Annotated in this window: 8 protein-coding genes and 1 pseudogene; 3 read left to right on the top strand and 6 right to left on the bottom strand. The window is 70.8% G+C overall.

Going from position 1 to position 16,298, the window contains the following annotated elements:
* Nucleotides 1-150 precede the first annotated feature (150 nt).
* Nucleotides 151-7,854 (bottom strand): amino acid adenylation domain-containing protein, encoded by a 7,704-nt coding sequence (locus tag WMF27_RS15555; RefSeq protein WP_437768098.1) that lies wholly within the window; start codon nt 7,852-7,854, stop codon nt 151-153.
* Nucleotides 7,855-7,939: 85 nt separating this feature from the next.
* Nucleotides 7,940-8,761, bottom strand: a complete 822-nt coding sequence (locus tag WMF27_RS15550; RefSeq protein ID WP_437944235.1) for a phytanoyl-CoA dioxygenase family protein — start codon at nt 8,759-8,761, stop codon at nt 7,940-7,942.
* Between the two features lie 440 nt (nt 8,762-9,201).
* Here WMF27_RS15550 and WMF27_RS15545 point away from each other — a divergent pair.
* Nucleotides 9,202-9,939 (top strand): annotated as a pseudogene (locus WMF27_RS15545) (lanthionine synthetase LanC family protein); the annotation flags it as partial.
* Nucleotides 9,822-11,087 (top strand): transposase, encoded by a 1,266-nt coding sequence (locus WMF27_RS15540; protein WP_437944531.1) that lies wholly within the window; start codon nt 9,822-9,824, stop codon nt 11,085-11,087. The pseudogene WMF27_RS15545 and the gene WMF27_RS15540, both read left to right, overlap by 118 nt.
* Before the next feature lies 1 nt (nt 11,088).
* Here WMF27_RS15540 and WMF27_RS15535 read toward each other — a convergent pair whose 3' ends face one another.
* Nucleotides 11,089-11,868, bottom strand: a complete 780-nt coding sequence (locus WMF27_RS15535) for an NAD(P)-binding domain-containing protein (RefSeq protein ID WP_437944234.1) — start codon at nt 11,866-11,868, stop codon at nt 11,089-11,091.
* On the opposite strand from WMF27_RS15535, the gene WMF27_RS15530 reads away from it, so the two are divergent.
* Entirely contained in the window at nt 11,857-12,618 is a 762-nt protein-coding gene (locus WMF27_RS15530; RefSeq protein ID WP_437944233.1) for a hybrid sensor histidine kinase/response regulator, read from the top strand. The two genes, WMF27_RS15535 and WMF27_RS15530, sit on opposite strands and share 12 nt — an antisense overlap.
* Before the next feature lie 631 nt (nt 12,619-13,249).
* Here the strand turns inward: WMF27_RS15530 and WMF27_RS15525 are convergent.
* The 3 genes from WMF27_RS15525 to WMF27_RS15515 are packed head-to-tail and all read right to left on the bottom strand — an operon-like array spanning nt 13,250 to nt 16,297.
* Nucleotides 13,250-14,095, bottom strand: coding sequence for a carbohydrate ABC transporter permease (locus WMF27_RS15525; RefSeq protein ID WP_437944232.1), 846 nt, complete (start codon nt 14,093-14,095; stop codon nt 13,250-13,252).
* A complete protein-coding gene (locus WMF27_RS15520) occupies nt 14,088-14,978 on the bottom strand; it encodes a carbohydrate ABC transporter permease (protein WP_437944231.1) in 891 nt (296 codons plus the stop codon). The genes WMF27_RS15525 and WMF27_RS15520 overlap by 8 nt, the downstream gene beginning before the upstream one ends.
* Nucleotides 14,975-16,297: an ABC transporter substrate-binding protein gene (locus tag WMF27_RS15515; protein ID WP_437944230.1), complete on the bottom strand. Its 1,323-nt coding sequence runs from the start codon at nt 16,295-16,297 to the stop codon at nt 14,975-14,977. The genes WMF27_RS15520 and WMF27_RS15515 overlap by 4 nt, the downstream gene beginning before the upstream one ends.
* Nucleotide 16,298: the final 1 nt, after the last annotated feature.

Genomic DNA, 16,298 nt, shown 5'->3' with positions numbered 1-16,298 from the left:
CCGGGATCTGGGCAAGAGGGCTCGAAGATCGCCGCCATGTTGATGCTGTCGCGATTTCTGCCTTCGGGAAGCGAGACATCCAGGCTTGACGACGTCCACGGACCGCCGTCACGACTGCCTCGTCGAGAGCTCAGTCAGCGCGTCGGAGCCTCAAGCCGGACGGCCCGCCGTCGAGGCCGCGGCCTCGAGGCTCGGCGCGAGCAGCTGGGCGACGGCGCGCGCATGGGGCTCGGCGAACATCGTCATGTGATCGCCGGGCACCCAGCGGATATCGACGCCGGCGCAGGCGTGCTTGCCCCAGCCCCAGGCCGGGTCGTCCGCCGCGCGCGCGAAGAGGCCAAGGTCCACGAGAGGGTCGAAGCGGCTCGGCTCGGAGGCTCGCAGGAGCACGATGCGATCCACCGTCACGTGGGCTGGATCGTAGCGGCCGTACGCGAGATCGCTCGCCTTCATGACCTCCGCGATGCCGCGCGCGCGATCGGGTCCCGCGTCCGTGGGCAGGACGCCAGCAGCCCCGAGCCGGCGCGCCAAGAGCTCGAGCTGCGCCTCCGGGCTCCTCGCCCGGAGCTCCTCGTCGAGCGAGCGCAGCGCCTCCGAGGACATCGGCTCGAAGAGAGCGAGGATGGCCGTGAGCCAGCGGGCATGGTCCCACCGGAAGCCGATCCAGTCGCTCTCGGCAACGGGCGCCGGGACATCGAGGATCGCGAGCAGGGCGACCTGCTCGCCTTCGCGCTCGAGCTGCCGGGCCATCTCGAAGGCGATGGCGCCGCCGACGGAGTGGCCACCGAGAGCATAGGGGCCATGAGGCCTGAACGCGCGGATCGCGGCGAGGTGATGAGCGGCGAGCGCCTCGATGGTGGCGAGCGGCTGCGACTGCCCGTCAATGCCGGGGTACTGGAGGCCGTAGAAGGGCTGATCCGCGCCGAGGTGCCGCGCGAGCGCGTGGAAGTAGACGACGTTGCCGCCGGAGCCGGCGACGCAGAAGAAGGGCGGGCGCCCGCCGTTCGGCTGGATGGGGACGAGGGGCGTCCAGGGGCGCGCACGCGCGGGCGCGCGCAGGGCGCTCGCGACGCGCTCGACCGTCGAGCCTCCGAACAGGGCGGCGAGCGGGAAGGCCTGCCCGAACTCCTGCTCGATGCGCGCCGTCAGCAGCGTGGCAAGGAGCGAGTGGCCCCCGAGGTCGAAGAAATCGTCGGTCGCACCGACGGGATTGACGCGGAGGACCTCGGACCAGATGCGCGCGAGGCGGAGCTCGACCTCATCGCGAGGAGCGACCCATGCACGGCCGGTCGGGGCCGCGAGCCCCTCGGGCTCCGGGAGCGCGCGCCGATCGGCCTTCCCGCTCGGCGTCAGCGGAAGCGAGCTCAAAGGGACGATCACCGCAGGGACCATGTAATCAGGGACGGTGGCCCTCATGAACTCGCGCAGATCACCGACATCGCAGCCGTCCCGCGGGACGACGTAACCGACCAGCCGCTTGCCGCCGGTCGCGTCGTCTCTGGCGGCGACGGCCGCAGCCTCGACGCCAGGATGGCGGGCCAGGACGGCCTCGACCTCGTCGAGCTCGACACGAAAGCCGCGGATCTTGACCTGCGCGTCCGTGCGGCCGAGAAACGCGATGTTGCCGTCGGGGAGATACCGCGCAAGGTCGCCGGTGCGGTAGAGGCGAGCGTCGGGAGCGGCGGAGAAGCGATCGACGAGGAACCGCTCCGCCGTGAGCTCTGGCCGGTCGAGATAGCCGCGCGCGAGGGCGGCGCCGCCCACGTAGAGCTCGCCGGGGACGCCGATCGGGACGGGGTGCCCCGCAGGGTCGAGGAGGTAGATCTGGGTGTTGTCGATCGGTCGGCCGATCGACGGCAACTCCGGCCATGCGCTGGCCGGGCCAGAGAGCGTGAGCGCGGTCACGACGTGCGTCTCCGAGGGACCATACTGGTTCTGCAGCACGCAATGGGGGAGCTTCTCGAAGAAGCGGCGCACCGCGGGCGTGATCCGGAGCTGCTCGCCCGCGACATAGAGCTCGCGCAGGCTCTCCGGGGTCGGGGCGCCGTGGTCGACGGCCACCGCCATCTGCTGCAAGGCCACGAAGGGGAGGAATATGCGGGCAACGCGGTGATCCGCGATGACCCCGAGCAGCGCGAGCGGATCTCGGCGCGCCGGCTCCGAGATGAGGACCAGGGTGCCGCCCGTCCAGAAGGTGGCGAACAGCTCGAGGAAGGAAGCGTCGAAGCTGATCGGCGCAAACTGCAGGGTGCGGTCGCCCGAACCGAGCGCGGTCTGGCGGAGCTGCCAGGCGAGGAGGTTGACGAGGGGCCCCTGCGGCATCGCGACGCCCTTGGGAGTCCCCGTGGAGCCCGAGGTGTAGAGGACATAGGCAAGCTGATCCGGTGAGGCCTCGTCGTCCAGGTCGTGATCGGGCTCGGCCGAGAGGAGGTCCTGGGCGGCGTCCATGCACAGCGCCTCGGCGCCGTGGTCCGGCAACAGGTGGAGAAGCCCCGCGCGGGTGACGAGCACGCGGACGCCGGCGTCGGCGCACATGAAGCGCAGTCGCTCCGCAGGATAGCTGAGATCGAGCGGGACATAGGCCGCGCCGGCCTTGAGGATCCCGAGCACGCCGACGATCAGCTCCGGCGTCCGGTCCAGGAGCAGGGCGACGCCGGTATCGCGGCGGACCCCGAGCCGGTGCAGGCGACGCGCGAGCTGGTTGGCGCGGCGGTTCAAGGCGTCATAGGTGAGCTCCTCCGCTCCGAAGACGACGGCGGCGGCGTCCGGGGTCCGGCGCACCTGCGCCTCGAAGGGCGCCACGATGGAGCAGGAGGGGCGCTCGATCGCCGTCGCGTTCCAGTCGTCGAGGAGCTGCCGGCGCTCCCCGGGGGTGAGCATGGGCAGCTCGGATATCCGCCTCGCGGGGTCCTCGGCCATCGCGGCGAGCAGCACCTCCAGGTGGCCGGCCATCCGCCGCACGGTCTCTGCCGCGAGCAGATCGCTGCGGTACTCGATCCGACCGAGGATCCCCTCCGCGCGCTCGTCGATCTCGATCATGAGGTCGAACTTCGCGGTGCCTGTGTGGACGCCGAGGCGGTCGAGCGTCCACCCGAGCGGGCCTGCCGCGAGCGGCGGCTGGGAGATGAACGCCACCTGGAAGAGGGGATTCCGGCCGGCGTGGCGCCGGGGATGGAGCGCCGCGACGAGGGCCTCGAACGGGAGCGCTTGATGCTGGAGGGCCTCGAGGCTGAGGCCGCGGACCCGCCGCAGGAGCTCGCCGATCGTGGGATCGCCGGAGAGGTCGGCGCGGAGGACGAGGGTGTTGTCGCAATAGCCCATCACGCGCTCGAGCTCCGGCCGGCCGCGCTGCGCGATGACCGTGCCGAGCGCGAGATCGCGCTGGCCGGTGTAGCGATGGAGGAGAACGTAGATGGCGGCGGTCACGGTCATGAAGAGCGTGACCCCCTCCCTGCGACCGAGGCGCCTCAGGGCCTCGGTGAGGTCGCTCGAGAGCGCCATGCACGCGCGCTCTCCGCTGCAGCGCGGGGCGCTCGGGCGGGGCCGGTCGAGCGGGAGCTCGAGCTCGGGCAAGCCGCGGAGCCGCTCGATCCACCACGGGAGCTCGACCTTCGCGGCCCGCTCGGCCTCGGCCCGCTGGTAGGCGACGAAGTCCGCGTACTGGGCCGGGAGCTGCGGCCACGGCGGCGCCGTCGCGCCGCGGGAGAGGGCGTCATAGGCCACCTCGAGCTCCGCGAGCAGGACGCGGTACAGGGAGATGCCATCGACGATGAGATGGTGAAGGACGAGGTGGAGCTCCTGTTCGTCGTCGGCGAGGCGCACGAAGGTCGCTCTGAGGAGGGGAGGTGCCCCGAGGTCAAAGGAGAGCCGGGCTTGCTCTTCGGCGAGGCGCTGCGCCGCAGGCGCACGGTCCGCCGGAGGGACCGCCCGCAGGTCGACGACGCGCAAAGAAAAGGAAGGGGTGCGAACGAGCCGCACCGGCCGACCCTCCCTCTCGACGAACGCCGTGCGCAGGATCTCGTGACGGCGGATGAGCTCGACCAAGCACCGCTCGAGGACGCCTTCATCGACGGGGCCGCGCATGCGGATCGCGCAAGGCTCGTTGTAGAGCGGCTCTCCGGCGTGGAGGCGGTGCAGGAACCAGATCTGCTCCTGGCCGGGGGAGAGCGGGAGCTCGTGCTGCGGCGCCGCGAGAGCGGTGGCGTCGTCCGCCGGGCGCGCCGCGAGCTGGCTGCCGGCGTCTTCCTCCCGGAGGGCGTGCTTTGCGTCGACGTGCTCGGCGAGCTCGGCGATGCTCGGCGCGCTGAAGAGCGCATCCACCGAGAGCTCGACGCCGAGCGCGCTCCTGATCCGCGCGGCGGCCTGGATCGCGAGCAGCGAGTTGCCGCCGAGATCGAGGAAGTTGTCGTGAACGCCGACCTCCGCGCCGAGGATCTCCTTCCAGATGGCGGCCAGGGCGCGCTCGGTGGCGGTGCGCGGGAGATCCGCCGGATCGATGCCAGTGTCCCCTGCGGGCGCGAGCTCCGCGGGCAGCGACGCCCGCGAGAGCAACGCCTGGCGATCGAGCTTGCGGCTCACCGTGCGAGGGAGGCAGTCCATCGCGTGGAAGGCCGAAGGGATCATGTAGGCGGGCAGCCGCGACGCGAGGAAGCCGCGCAGCTCCTGCGGAAGGTTCGACGAGGGCGTCCGGGGTACGACGAAGGCGACGAGGCGGCGCGAGCCGTCGGCGTGCTCCGGGGCGACCACCGCGGCGTCGCCCACGAGCGGGTTCTCGGCCAGGATGGCCTCGATCTCCTCCGGCTCGACGCGGAAGCCGCGGATCTTGACCTGATGGTCGGCGCGTCCGACGAACTCGAGGTGTCCATCGGCGCGCCAGCGCACGAGGTCTCCTGTCCGGTAGAGGCGAGCGTGCGCTGCTGGATCGAAGGGGCTCGTGATGAAGCGCTCCGCCGTGAGCTCTGGCCGGCCGTGATAGCCGCGCGCGAGGCCGGCCCCGCCGAGGTAGAGCTCCCCTGCGACCCCTCCGGGAACGGGCTCGCCCGCCGGGCCGAGCACGTGCGCCTCGACGTGCGGCATCGGGCGCCCGATCGGGACCTCGGCGCCGAGCTCGTCGACGGCGGAGAGGTCGCAGGTGATCGCGACGACCGTGGCCTCGGTGGGCCCGTAGGTGTTCACGAGGCGCGGGGACGGCCCGCAATGCGCCTTCCACGCGAGGACCCGCGCGAGCGACGCGCGCTCGCCGCCGATGATCACGAGGCGGACGCAGGGCGGCAGCTTCAGGCCGGACGCGGTGAGCTCGGCCGTGAGCTGGTGCCAGTAGCCGGTCGGCAGATCGAGGACGGTCAACCCGAGCTCCGCGCAAGCCGCGACGAGCGCGGGCGCCGAGCCGATCATCGCCTCGCTGCGCAGCACGAGCGTGCCGCCGGAGGTCAGGCTGGTGTAGATCTCCTCGACGGCAGCGTCGAAGCTGATCGCGGCGAACTGGAGGACGCGATCGCCCGGGCCGATGCCGTACTCGACGCATGCCGAGCGCGTGAAGCGCGACAGCGCGGCATGCTCCACGACGACGCCCTTCGGTTGGCCGGTGGATCCCGACGTGTAGATGACGTACGCGGCCTGGCCGAGGCCCGTGGCGGCGGCCGGCGCGGCGGTGGGACGAGCCTCGATGGCGGTGCGGTCGGCGTCGAGGCACACGACGTGCGCCGCTTGCGACGCCAGCCGGCAGGCGAGCGCTTCCGACGTGAGGACCGTCACCACGCTCGCGTCCTTGAGGATGTAGGCGCGACGAGGCTCCGGCTCGGCGGGGTCGATGGGGACGTACGCACCTCCCGCCTTCAGCACGGCCAGCATCGCGACGATCTGCTCGATCGAGCGCTCCAGGCAGATGCCGACGAGCGCCTCGCGGCCGACGCCGAGCGCGGCCAGGTGGTGCGCGAGCTGGTTGCTGCGGGCGTCGAGCTCGGCGTAGGTGATGGAACGGGCGCCGGAGACGACCGCGATCGCGCTCGGAGCTCTCTCCGCCGCTCGCGCGAACAGGTCGTGGACGCAGGCCGCGTCGTCGGAGGCGCCACGGGGGTGGGCAGCGCCGTTCTCGCCGGTGCGCGCCGGGCGCGCGCCGCCTGGCCAGAGATCCCCTGCGGGCGCGGCGAGCGTGGTCCGTGGCGCCTCCGCGCGACGCGCGCGCGAAGGCGGCGTCCAGTAGGCAAGATCCTCCTCGAACCTGCGGCGCAGGTAGGGATCGAGCGCGTCGCAGGTGCCCGGCAGCCCCTGCTCGACGTCGCCGACCGCGGCGGCGTAGCGGGAGATGCGGAGCGCGAGCGCGTCGCGGCTCACGAGGGCGGCCTCCTCCCGGGCTCCATCGCACGCCGCCGCGAGCGCCGCGTCGAAGCGTCCCCCGAGCCACGCGGCGGCCGGGCGCAGGGCCGACGCATCTCCGCGGCTGCTCTCGACCGCGGCGAGGAGGAGCGCGTCGGTCGTGGCATCCCCGAGGAGCGCGCTGCCCCAGTAGAGGGCGGTCGACCGGTCGTCGAAGGGCGTCGCGGCATTCCCCGCGCGGGCCCGCACCCGTGCGGCTGCTTCCTCGAGGCGGCGGGCGATCGCTGGCGACGCGCACGTCTCGGCGAGGAAGCGGTACAGGCTCCGGTCCGCGTGCAGCGCGCCCGAGCCGAGCACCATGTTCAAGGCCTCGGTCGGGCCCTCGAAGATGCGCCATGGGCGCGCGTCGCGGTACATCTGCGGCACGAGGTTGCTCTCCTCGTAGCCGCGCGCCCCGAGGAACTGGACGAGCTGATCGACGGCCCAGCCTAGGGACTCGGCGCCGGCGTTCTTGCAGGCCATGTACGCCTCGGCGGGGACGCTCCGGCCCGCGTCGCGCAGCTCGGCGATCCGCGTGGCCAGCGCCTCCACCGACGTGATCCGGGCTGCGAGCTCGCTCAGGCGGGCGAGCGTCACGGGGTTGTCGAGGAGGTTGCCTGTCAGGATCTGCCGCCGCTCCGCGTAGCGGAGCATGAGCTGCGCGCAGCGCTTCATCCCGCCGACCGCCATCCCGCCCAAATAGAAGCGGATGAGCATCATCGTGTCCCGGGCTCCCTCCATTCCGCCGCCCGGCGCGCCGAGCATGTCGGCCGTGGTCACGCGGACGCCGTCGAGCACCACCGTGTTCTTGGTGAACCCGCGCAGCCCCAGGGTGAGCGCCTCTGGCCCAATATGGAGCCCGTCCGCGCCCTGGCGGACGATGAAGCCCGTCAGCCCACGAGAGCGGCCGCGCTCGTCGAAGAGCTGGGCATAGACGTGGATGACGCTGGCGGCGGAGCCGGCGCCGACCCAGAGCTTGCTGCCGTGGAGGCGCCACGCGCCCCTACCTTCCGGGACCGCCCTGGTCTCGATGGCGCGGAGGTTGGAGCCCGCCCTGGGCTCGGTCATCGCCACCGCGGCGAAGACTCGGCCGCACGCGACGAGCGGGAGGAACTCGCCGCGCACGGCCTCGGTCGCGTGGTGGCCGATGGTGTGCGCGCCGAGGATGCTGTCCAGAACGACGATCGCGAGCGTGAGATCGATCGCCGAGAGCTGCTCGAGGACGCGGAGGGCGTCGCCGCAGCGGAGGCCGAGCCCGCCATAGCACTCGGGCACCTGCATGCCGAGCAAGCCGCGGTTGCCGAAGTCTAGGATCACGTGCGGCGGGATGCAGCGCCGCTCGTCGATAAGGCGGGAGTTGATCCGCCGCTCGGCGTAATCGCGCACCCACCGGATCAGCTCATCCGCGCGCCGCCGGCTGGTCTCCGGAGAGGCAGCCCAGGGCTCGGGCTGTACGATGTTCGAGTGCTGCTCGACGTGATGGAAGGTGTCGGTGTGCATGTGCAAACTCCCTGCGAAGGCGCGGCGCCTCGTGCGCCGGTCGGAAATGTCTCCTGGTCAGCCGATCCGCTCGTGGGGGAAGTGATCACTCCATGAGGATGCTCTCGGGGCCGGCGATGACCGGGGTGTAGTCACGGCTCGCGAGGAACTCCGGCCGCGGCGTCGCGACCGGGTGAGCTCGATTGAGAACGCTGTTGTACGTGACCAGGATGAGGCACCGGTCGATCGGCGTGATGTTGTTGCTCGACCCATGTACGAGGTTCGGGTGGAACAGAAGCACGGAGCCGGCGGATCCCACCGCGGTCCGTACAGGGTAGCGAGCCGCGAGGTAGCGCACCTGCTCGCGGCTCAGCACGTACTTGAGGTCTGCGGTCAGGTTGTGGATCCACGCCGGTTCGCCCGCGTAGGCCCCGCCTTGGCTCGCGGACTGGCGCACCTCGATGACGCCCTCGCGGTGCGAGCCGGAGAGGAACATGAGCGGGCCGTTCGACTCCGTGTTGTCGTCGACCATGACAGCGACGTTGACCAGCCGGGGCTCGGGCAAGCCGTCCTCTTCACGCCAGAAGATGAAGTCCTGGTGCCAGGGCCAGAGCTCGCCGGCGAACGCCGCCTTGAGGTTGATCTTGAACTGATAGACGAACACCTCATCCGCCAGGATCTGGCGGCACGGCTCGACGAGACGAGGGTGGCGGACCAGCCTGGCGAAGCTCTCGAACGTCTTGTGCTGGCCGTGAACACCGCGCACGGTCTGCCCGTCCCGCTCGAGGACGCGGCGCGGCGATTCCTCGGCGAGCGCGACGCGGGCATCGGCCCGGATGCGCCCGAGCTCGGCGTCGGACAGCACATTCGGGATGATCACGAACCCGTCTCGATTGTAGGCGTCCAGCTGAGTCTTCGTGAGCTTCATGAGGATCTCCTCCAGTGGTCATGGCCGTCATCAAAGCGACGGCGAGCCGCAGATACAGCGTCGTGGAACAATGCGACGCAGCGGTGAGCGCTTGTGCGGTCATCCCCTGGCGCACGGCGATGCTGCTGTACCCGGTAGACAATGCACTTTGCAGGCCAATCGCGTATTCTCGCTCACAGAGCGCCGGCCGTGTCCGGCGCCCGTCGGTTGTCCCGGAGGTGGAGGGCACGGCGGAGCGCGGAAGGCGCCGGGCGCGGAGCGCAGGTCCGCGGAAAGGTTCCGCTTTAGCGCGCCACGCGGCCGGCGAGGGCGCCGCGCCCATGGGGCGCCGTCTCCGTGACATGTCACGGGATCTATCGCGCTGCCGCCGTGACATGTCACGAGGCCTGTCACGCTGCCGCCGTGACATGTCATGAGGCCTGTCACGCTGCCGCCGTGACATGTCATGGGGCCTGTCACGCTGCCGCCGTGACATGTCATGGGCGCCGAGCCTGGGCCGGCGTCCATCTCGAGGCGCACCCTGGGAACCAGGCTTGTCGCGCCGACGCTCGCCCGTGAGCGCCGCGGCACCACCACCAAGCGACCTCCGCATTGCTCGAAGGCGATGTTGCCTCGCAGGAGGTTGCGACCGCGGGTATCCGATCGAGACCGGGATCTACGCCGCTGGCGAGCTCCTCGACGGCCCGTTCTTCGCCGAGCCGCGCTGCCGGGGCCTCAAGGCCCGGCTGAGCATGTTCAGCGACAGCCATCGAGAGGCGCAGGTGCGGATCATCCGGGATACGATGAGGACCTTGAAGAGGTCCGGCCGCGCCGACGCGCAGCCCCGGGAGCTCGACGCCGGCTGCGCGCTCGATCGAGCGGTGGTGCGCGCCGTCGCCGAGCAGCTCCTGGCCCGGCTCGCCGACGGAGCGATCCTCGGCCGGGAGGACTGCACGTGGATCGGCGTCAGCATTCAGGGAGTCCGGGAGGACACGTTCGACTACAAGCCGATGGGCACGGGGCTCTACGACGGCCTCGCCGGGATGGCGACCGTGTTCGCCCACGCAGCCGCCGTGTTCGACTGCGAGCGGTACCTGGATCTCGCGCATCGCTGCGCTGTCCCGGTGATCACGCACGTGCGGGACTCGCGATCGAGATCGCTCCCCGAGAGCGCCGGTGCCTTCAGCGGGCTCGGAGGCCTCGCTCGACGAGGAGCGCTTCCGGATCCGATGCGAGGAGCCCCTGGGCCGCGGAGGTCTCCGGCTTCAACGTGCACGCTGGCGTCACCGTGCGCGCGGGCGACCGCGAGGGGTTCGAGAAGTTGTGCCGCTACGGCGCGCGCCCGCCGTTCAGCCTGGAGCGCCTCGCTCTGCTGCCCGACGGCCGCATCGCCTATCGGCTTCGGAGGCCACGGCGCAACGGCGCCACACACCTCGTGCTCGAGCCCATCGCGTTCATGGCCAGGCTGGCTGCGGTCATCCCTCCACCGCGCTACCCGTTGCTGCGCCTGTCCGGCGTGCTCGCGCCGCACGCGTCGTGGCGCGCCGCAGTGGTGTCGCGTGTGCCAGCGGCGAGCGCGACGAGGTCATCGCCGAAACCTCCGAAGAGCAAGCCGACGATGCCGGGGTCCGGCGCTGCGGTAGCCGTGAGCGTGGAGCGCGACGGCGCGCCGCTCGCGCCCCCCTCGGAGGCGAGCGCCCCGGACGCGCAGAGCGGTCCGCGCACTCGCCTCGGCACCGGCGTCACCAAGCCAGTCGGTGCGCGCATCGACTGGGCGAGGCTGCTCCGTCGGGTGTACCGCGAGGACGTGTTGGCCTGCCCGTGTGGCGGGCGGCGGAGGCGTGCATCGACTGGACGAGCCTGCTCCGTAGGGTGTACCTTGAGGACGTGTTGGCCTGCCCGTGTGGCGGGCGGCGGAGGCTCGTGGCCGACATCTCCGAGCGCGAGGTCATCGTCGCCAGCCTCAAGCATCTCGGGCTCCCGAGCGAGGCGCCTCCCATCGCGCGTGCGCGGAGCCCGAACTGCGAAGCGGCGTGAGCGCCGCAGGCGAAGCCCCCTTTCGCCCGCAACGCCGGCGTCCACGCCGACGTGCGCCGCGGCGCTGCCCGCGCACAGGTTCGCGGCAAACGCGCTCGGTCGCGCAGCGCCGCCGACCCGAGGCGCCCCGACAACCGGCCACTGGGCGGTAGAAGGGGCCTTCGACGTCCTAGCCTCTCGGAGGCCATCTACAGCCCGGCGACCAGGTGAACGCGTCGAGCCGCTCAGAATCGACCGGCTGGCCGCAAAACCATGCAGCACACCTCGCGCGCACGCAAGTGTTGCGTTCAGACGCCACGCACCGAGCTGAGTCACCGCGCACAGCGGCTCGCGAGGCGCTCGCTCGAGAGCGATCGGCGAAGGTCTTTCCGTCCGAAAAATCTACGGTAAGCGTTCAGTGCCCGGACTGTCTGACCCTGAACGCCATACCGGAACATGCTCGCTCCCGCAGGCTGTGGAGTGAAGGCGGCCCCTTCCATGCATGGATAAATCGTTGATATAATGTTATCCGAGCTGAGGTCGACGAGCACTTTGCCGGCCAGCGCGCCGGTGGAACCACCGAGGATGTCGTACATCGCCGGGTAGTCGGTGAGGCTGAGGATGATCAGCTCGCTGGCCACAAGGGCGTCGGCCGGCGTGCGTGCCAGCGTGGCTCCCGCAGTGACGAGCTCATCGGCCCGGCTCGGCGTGCGGTTCCATACCGTCACGGCCTCGGAGCCGACCATCGCCGCGCCGTGCAGGAAGCCGGCGAACATCGCGTACATGCCGGCGAGCATCGCCAAGTCGTGGAGCGAGGCCATGCCGGCGTCGGATCCAAAGTAGGTGCTCTCACCCCACAGGTCGAGCAGCGCCCGGTGTGCGTCGAACGCGGTCTGCGAGCCGCTGTAGAGGATCGCGGAACCCGGGCCGCCAATCATCTCGGGGACGGCCATGATCCCGCCGTCGAGGTAGTCGATGCCATGGGACGCCGACCACGCCGCCAGCTCACGAGCCTGGTTCGGCGTGCTGGTTGTGAGGTTCACGAGGGTGCGCCCGCGCAGGCTCCCTGCGGTCGGGCCGAGCACCTCGTGGACCGAGGCGTGGTCGATCATGCCAAGCCATCATTCGCCGCCAAGTTCACGCCGCCGGGCGGACGGATCGGCATCGAGGTGAGCCGCTCGGAGACCGGAGAGGCCGTCATCCGGATGACGGACACCGGGGTGGGCATCGAGGAAACGATGCAACCGCGCGTGTTCGAGGCGTTCGTGCAGGAGACATCCGATCTCGCGCGCTCCCAGGGCGGGCTGGGCGTTGGCCTCTGGCTGGCGAAGCAGCTTGTCAAGCTGCACAGCGGGCGAATCGACGTCGAGAGCGCGGGGCGGGGCCGGGGGGCCGCGTTCACCGTGACGCTGCCGGCGCTCCCCAGAAGCGCGCGCGAGACGCAGCCGGTTGGCCTGCGCGAGCCGACCGCCGGGAGCCCACTGCGGATCCTCGTCGTCGAGGACAACCTGGACACGGCGGAGCGCCTCAAGATGCTCCTCGAGCTTCATGGCCACGAGGTGTGGATGGAGCACGATGGGCTCGCCGCGATCCATGCGTTCGGCCGCCTCTGCCCCGACATCGCCCTCATCGATCTCGGGCTGCCGCTCCTCGACGGGTTCGAGGTGGCGAGAAGGGCGCGCCGGGAGCAGGGGACGGCGGGCTGCCTGCTCGTGGCGCTCTCCGGCTACGGCCGCGACGAGGACAAGGCCGAGGCGCGGCGCGCCGGCTTCGATCTTCACTTGAGCAAGCCGGCCGACACAGAGGCCATCGCCGAGCTGCTCGCCAAGCGCTGCGCAGCGCGCGGTGGGGGCGCAACGTAAAGAACCGAGAGCTGTCGCGGGGAGCGACCAGGGTGTGAGGGCGCTGCGATCTGCTCGCCGCCGAGCGACGCGTGAGCGCGACGGCGATCCAGACCGCGGGCAGCAAGCGATACGATGGCCACGCCATCGCCCTCGTCACCGCGGATCCGTAGCCGCAGCGGCCCAGCGGGCGCTCCTCGCGCCCTCCCGCGCCAGCCCACAAAAAACAGAGCGCCCATTCGACGGCGGGGGGGAAGCCGTCACGGGCGCTCTGCCGTGGTTACCTAGCAGGACACGGGCCAGGGCCCATCCGTACTTGTTTCAAGGACTTGCCCGTAAGGGAGCCCCTGAAGTTTTCGATCCTGAGATGGTCGCTTGCATACCTGGCGGATGCGCTCGCGCCGCGACCCCAGGGTCGTGCGGCGGCGGTCCAGCGCGATCACCGCTCGTCGTCGTCGCCCGGATCTACGTCTTCCGACGCCTCGGCCTCCGTCTGGCCCTCGTCTGCCGCGCCCTCGCCTTCCACGCCGGCCTCGCCTTCCTCGCCTTCCCCCTCGCGAGCAGCGGGCCGGGCGGCTGGCGGGGAATGCGCAGGACGGGGAGCGTGCCAGAGCTCACCGAAGGGGGTCGGCTTTCCGGGCGAGGTCGTGGGTCAGCGCTTGAGCCCGGTCCGCGCGAGCCCTTCCACGAAGTACCGCTGCGCGAACAGGAAGAGCACCACGAGCGGCAACATCGCGAGGGAGGCGCCCGCCATGAGCACGGCCGGCTCGCCGCCGTAGGCGTTCTGGGTGCCGGCGATCATCTGCTGGATGTTCATCTTCTGCGGAGAGGTGATGTAGACGAGCGGCCCGAAGTAGTCGTTCCAGGCGGCCTTGAGCCCGAGGACCGCGAGCGTCGCGACCGCCGGCCCGGCGAGGGGGAAGACCACCCGCGTGAACGTCTGGAAAGGGTTCGCGCCGTCCAGCGTCGCGGCCTCGATGAGCTCGTCCGGAATGCTCGCGAAGTACTGCCGCATCAGGAAGATCGCGACCGCGCTGCCCGTCGCGCCCGGCACGATGAGCGGATAGTAGGTGTCGATCCAGCCGATCCGGGCGAAGCCCACGAACTGCGGGATCAACGTGACCACGCCGGGCAGCATCATCGTCGACAGGAGCGCGGCGAAGATCGCGTCACGCCCCGGAAAACGGAGCTTCGCGAAGGCGTATCCGGCGAACGAGGCCGTGAGGAGGCCGCCGAGGGTGGAGGGGACGGCGATGAGGAGCGTGTTCCAGGTGCCGCGGAGGATGTCGATCTCGGCGAAGGCTTGCCGGTAGTTGGCGAGCGTCGGGCGGGCCGGGATCCAGCGGATCGGGACCGCGTAGATCTCGTCCGCCGGCTTCACGCTGGTGCTGATCATGAACGCGAAGGGCGCGAGCACGAAGACGGCCACCAGCGCGAGGACCGCATAGGAGAGGAGCCGGAGCGCGCGGCGCTCTCGGGACCTCCGGCTGCTACTCATCGTGCACCCAGCGCCGGGCGAGGCGGAACTGGAGCACGGTCACGATCATCACGAGCGCGCCGAGCACCCAGGCCATCGCCGACGCATAACCCATCTGGAAGTACTGAAAGCCGGTGAGGTAGAGATAGAGCATGAACGTCGCCGAGCGGAACTCCGGGCCGCCGCGCGTCATCACGTAGACCTGATCGAAGCTCTGCAGCCCGCCGATGACGCTGGTGACGGCGATGAAGAACGTCATCGGACTGATGGCCGGCAGGGTCACGTGCCGGAAGCGCTGCCAGGCGTTCGCCCCGTCGAGCTCCGCGGCCTCGAGGAGCGACCGCGGCACGCCCTGGAGCGCGGCCAGGAAGAGGACCATGTTGTAGCCGAGCCCGCTCCAGATCCCCATCACGACGAGCGCGGGCTTGACCAGGTGCGGGCTCGAGAGCCACGCGGGCGGGTCGGCGACGCCGAGGGCGCGGAGGTACGTGTTGATGAGCCCGTAATCCGCGTTGTAGATCCACTTCCAGAGCAGCGCCGCGGCCACGATCGAGCACACCGAGGGGATGAAATAGACGGTGCGGAAGAACCCCTCGAGCCTGAGCTTCTGGTTCAACAGGAGCGCGAGCAAGAGGGAGATGGTGATGCCGACCGGGATGCCGAGGAGGTAAAAGGCCGTGTTGGCGAGCGTCCGCCAGGCGAAGAAATCCCTGGCGAAGAGGCGAGCGTAGTTATCGAGGCCGACCCAGCGCGGCGGCGTGAGCACCTCGAAGCGGGTGAAGCTCAGATAGAGCGACGCCAGCATCGGGCCGAGCGCGAACACGACGAAGCCGAGCACGGGAACCGCCACGAACGCACAACCCCAGCGCGCCTCGGCGCGGGCGCGCGGTATCTGCTTCTTCAACGCGCTGCCTCCGGTCCGGGGTTGTTCTCCCGCATGGTTTGCTCGACGACCGGCGCGAGGGCCGGGAGCAGCTCGCGCGCGGGCCGCTCGCCGCGCCAGACCTCGGGGATGAAGCTCGAAAAGACCTCGTGCCAGAAGGCGTTGGGCAGCTCGGTCTCGGGGCTCGGACGGCTCGTCTCGGCGGCGCGCAGGAAGACCTCGGCGTGGGCCGGCCGCTGCCCGGGCTGGAGGAAGGCGGCGGTCGCGGCGACCGATCGCTGATTGGGCACCTGGAGCCCGGATCGGGCCAGCTCGCCTTGTCCCTCAGGGCCGGCCAGGTACTCGATCAACGTGAACGCCTCGGCGATGCGCCGGCTCGCGGCGCTGACGGCGAGCCCCACGGAGCCCGACCAGCTCACCGAGGTCAAGCCCGGCTCCGGGACCGGCACGGGCGCGACATCCCAGTCGAAGCGCATCCGGCGATAGCGCGGGACCATCCAGCGACCATCGATGTGCATGGCGACGAGCCCGGCCTCGAAGAGCTCGCTCTGCCCGGCGCCGCCGCCGCGGGCGAGGTTGGGCGCCACGTGATGGCGGAGAGCCAGATCCGCGCACCACTGCACCGCGTCCATCGACACGTCGGAGTCCATGAGCCACCGGCGCCGCTCGGCGTCCACGATCTCGCCGCCCGCGGACCACACCGCGGCTTCATAGGGATATCCGGTGATCCCCCAGTGCTGGACATACCCTTCGCGGTACGTGAGCGCGCGAAAGGCAGCGATGGCCTGGTCCCAGGTCATCGGCACCTCGGGATCCGGCGCGGGGACGCCGCGCCGGTGGAGCTCGTCCTTGTTGTAGTAGAGCACCGTGGGGCCAATGTCCTTCGGCAGCGCGTAGAGGCTGCCCTCGTGGAGGACGCGGCCATTCCAGCGATAGCGGTCCAGGGCAGTCGGCCAGATGTCGGCGAGGTCGAGGGTCCGGCTCTCCTGCACGAGACCGTCGATGTCGCGCAGGGCGCCCTGACTGACCATCTCGCCGAACGCGCCGTCGGGCACGTAGAAGACATCGGGCGCGCGCTTCGCCACGATCATCAACCGGAGCTTGTTGAGGTAGTCGTGGCCGACGCCGGGCACCTGCGTGTACTCGACGTGGATCTCCGGGTGGATCCGCTCGAAGGCGGCGAGCGCCGACCGCATGATGGCCCGCTCCTCCGGCATCCCCCAGCCGACGAAGGTGATGGTGGTGCGCGCGACGTGCGCGGGGGGCTCGGCCTTCGGGGCGCACCCGGCGGTCGGGATGGACGCGCACCAAACGGCGAGCCAGAGCGCGCGACGGGCCATC

Origin of the sequence: Sorangium sp. So ce281 (genome assembly GCF_051527395.1) — a bacterium.
In the GTDB taxonomy this organism is placed as follows: Bacteria; Myxococcota_A; Polyangia; order Polyangiales; family Polyangiaceae; genus Sorangium; species Sorangium cellulosum_B.
This window is presented reverse-complemented; position numbering and strand designations above follow the sequence as displayed.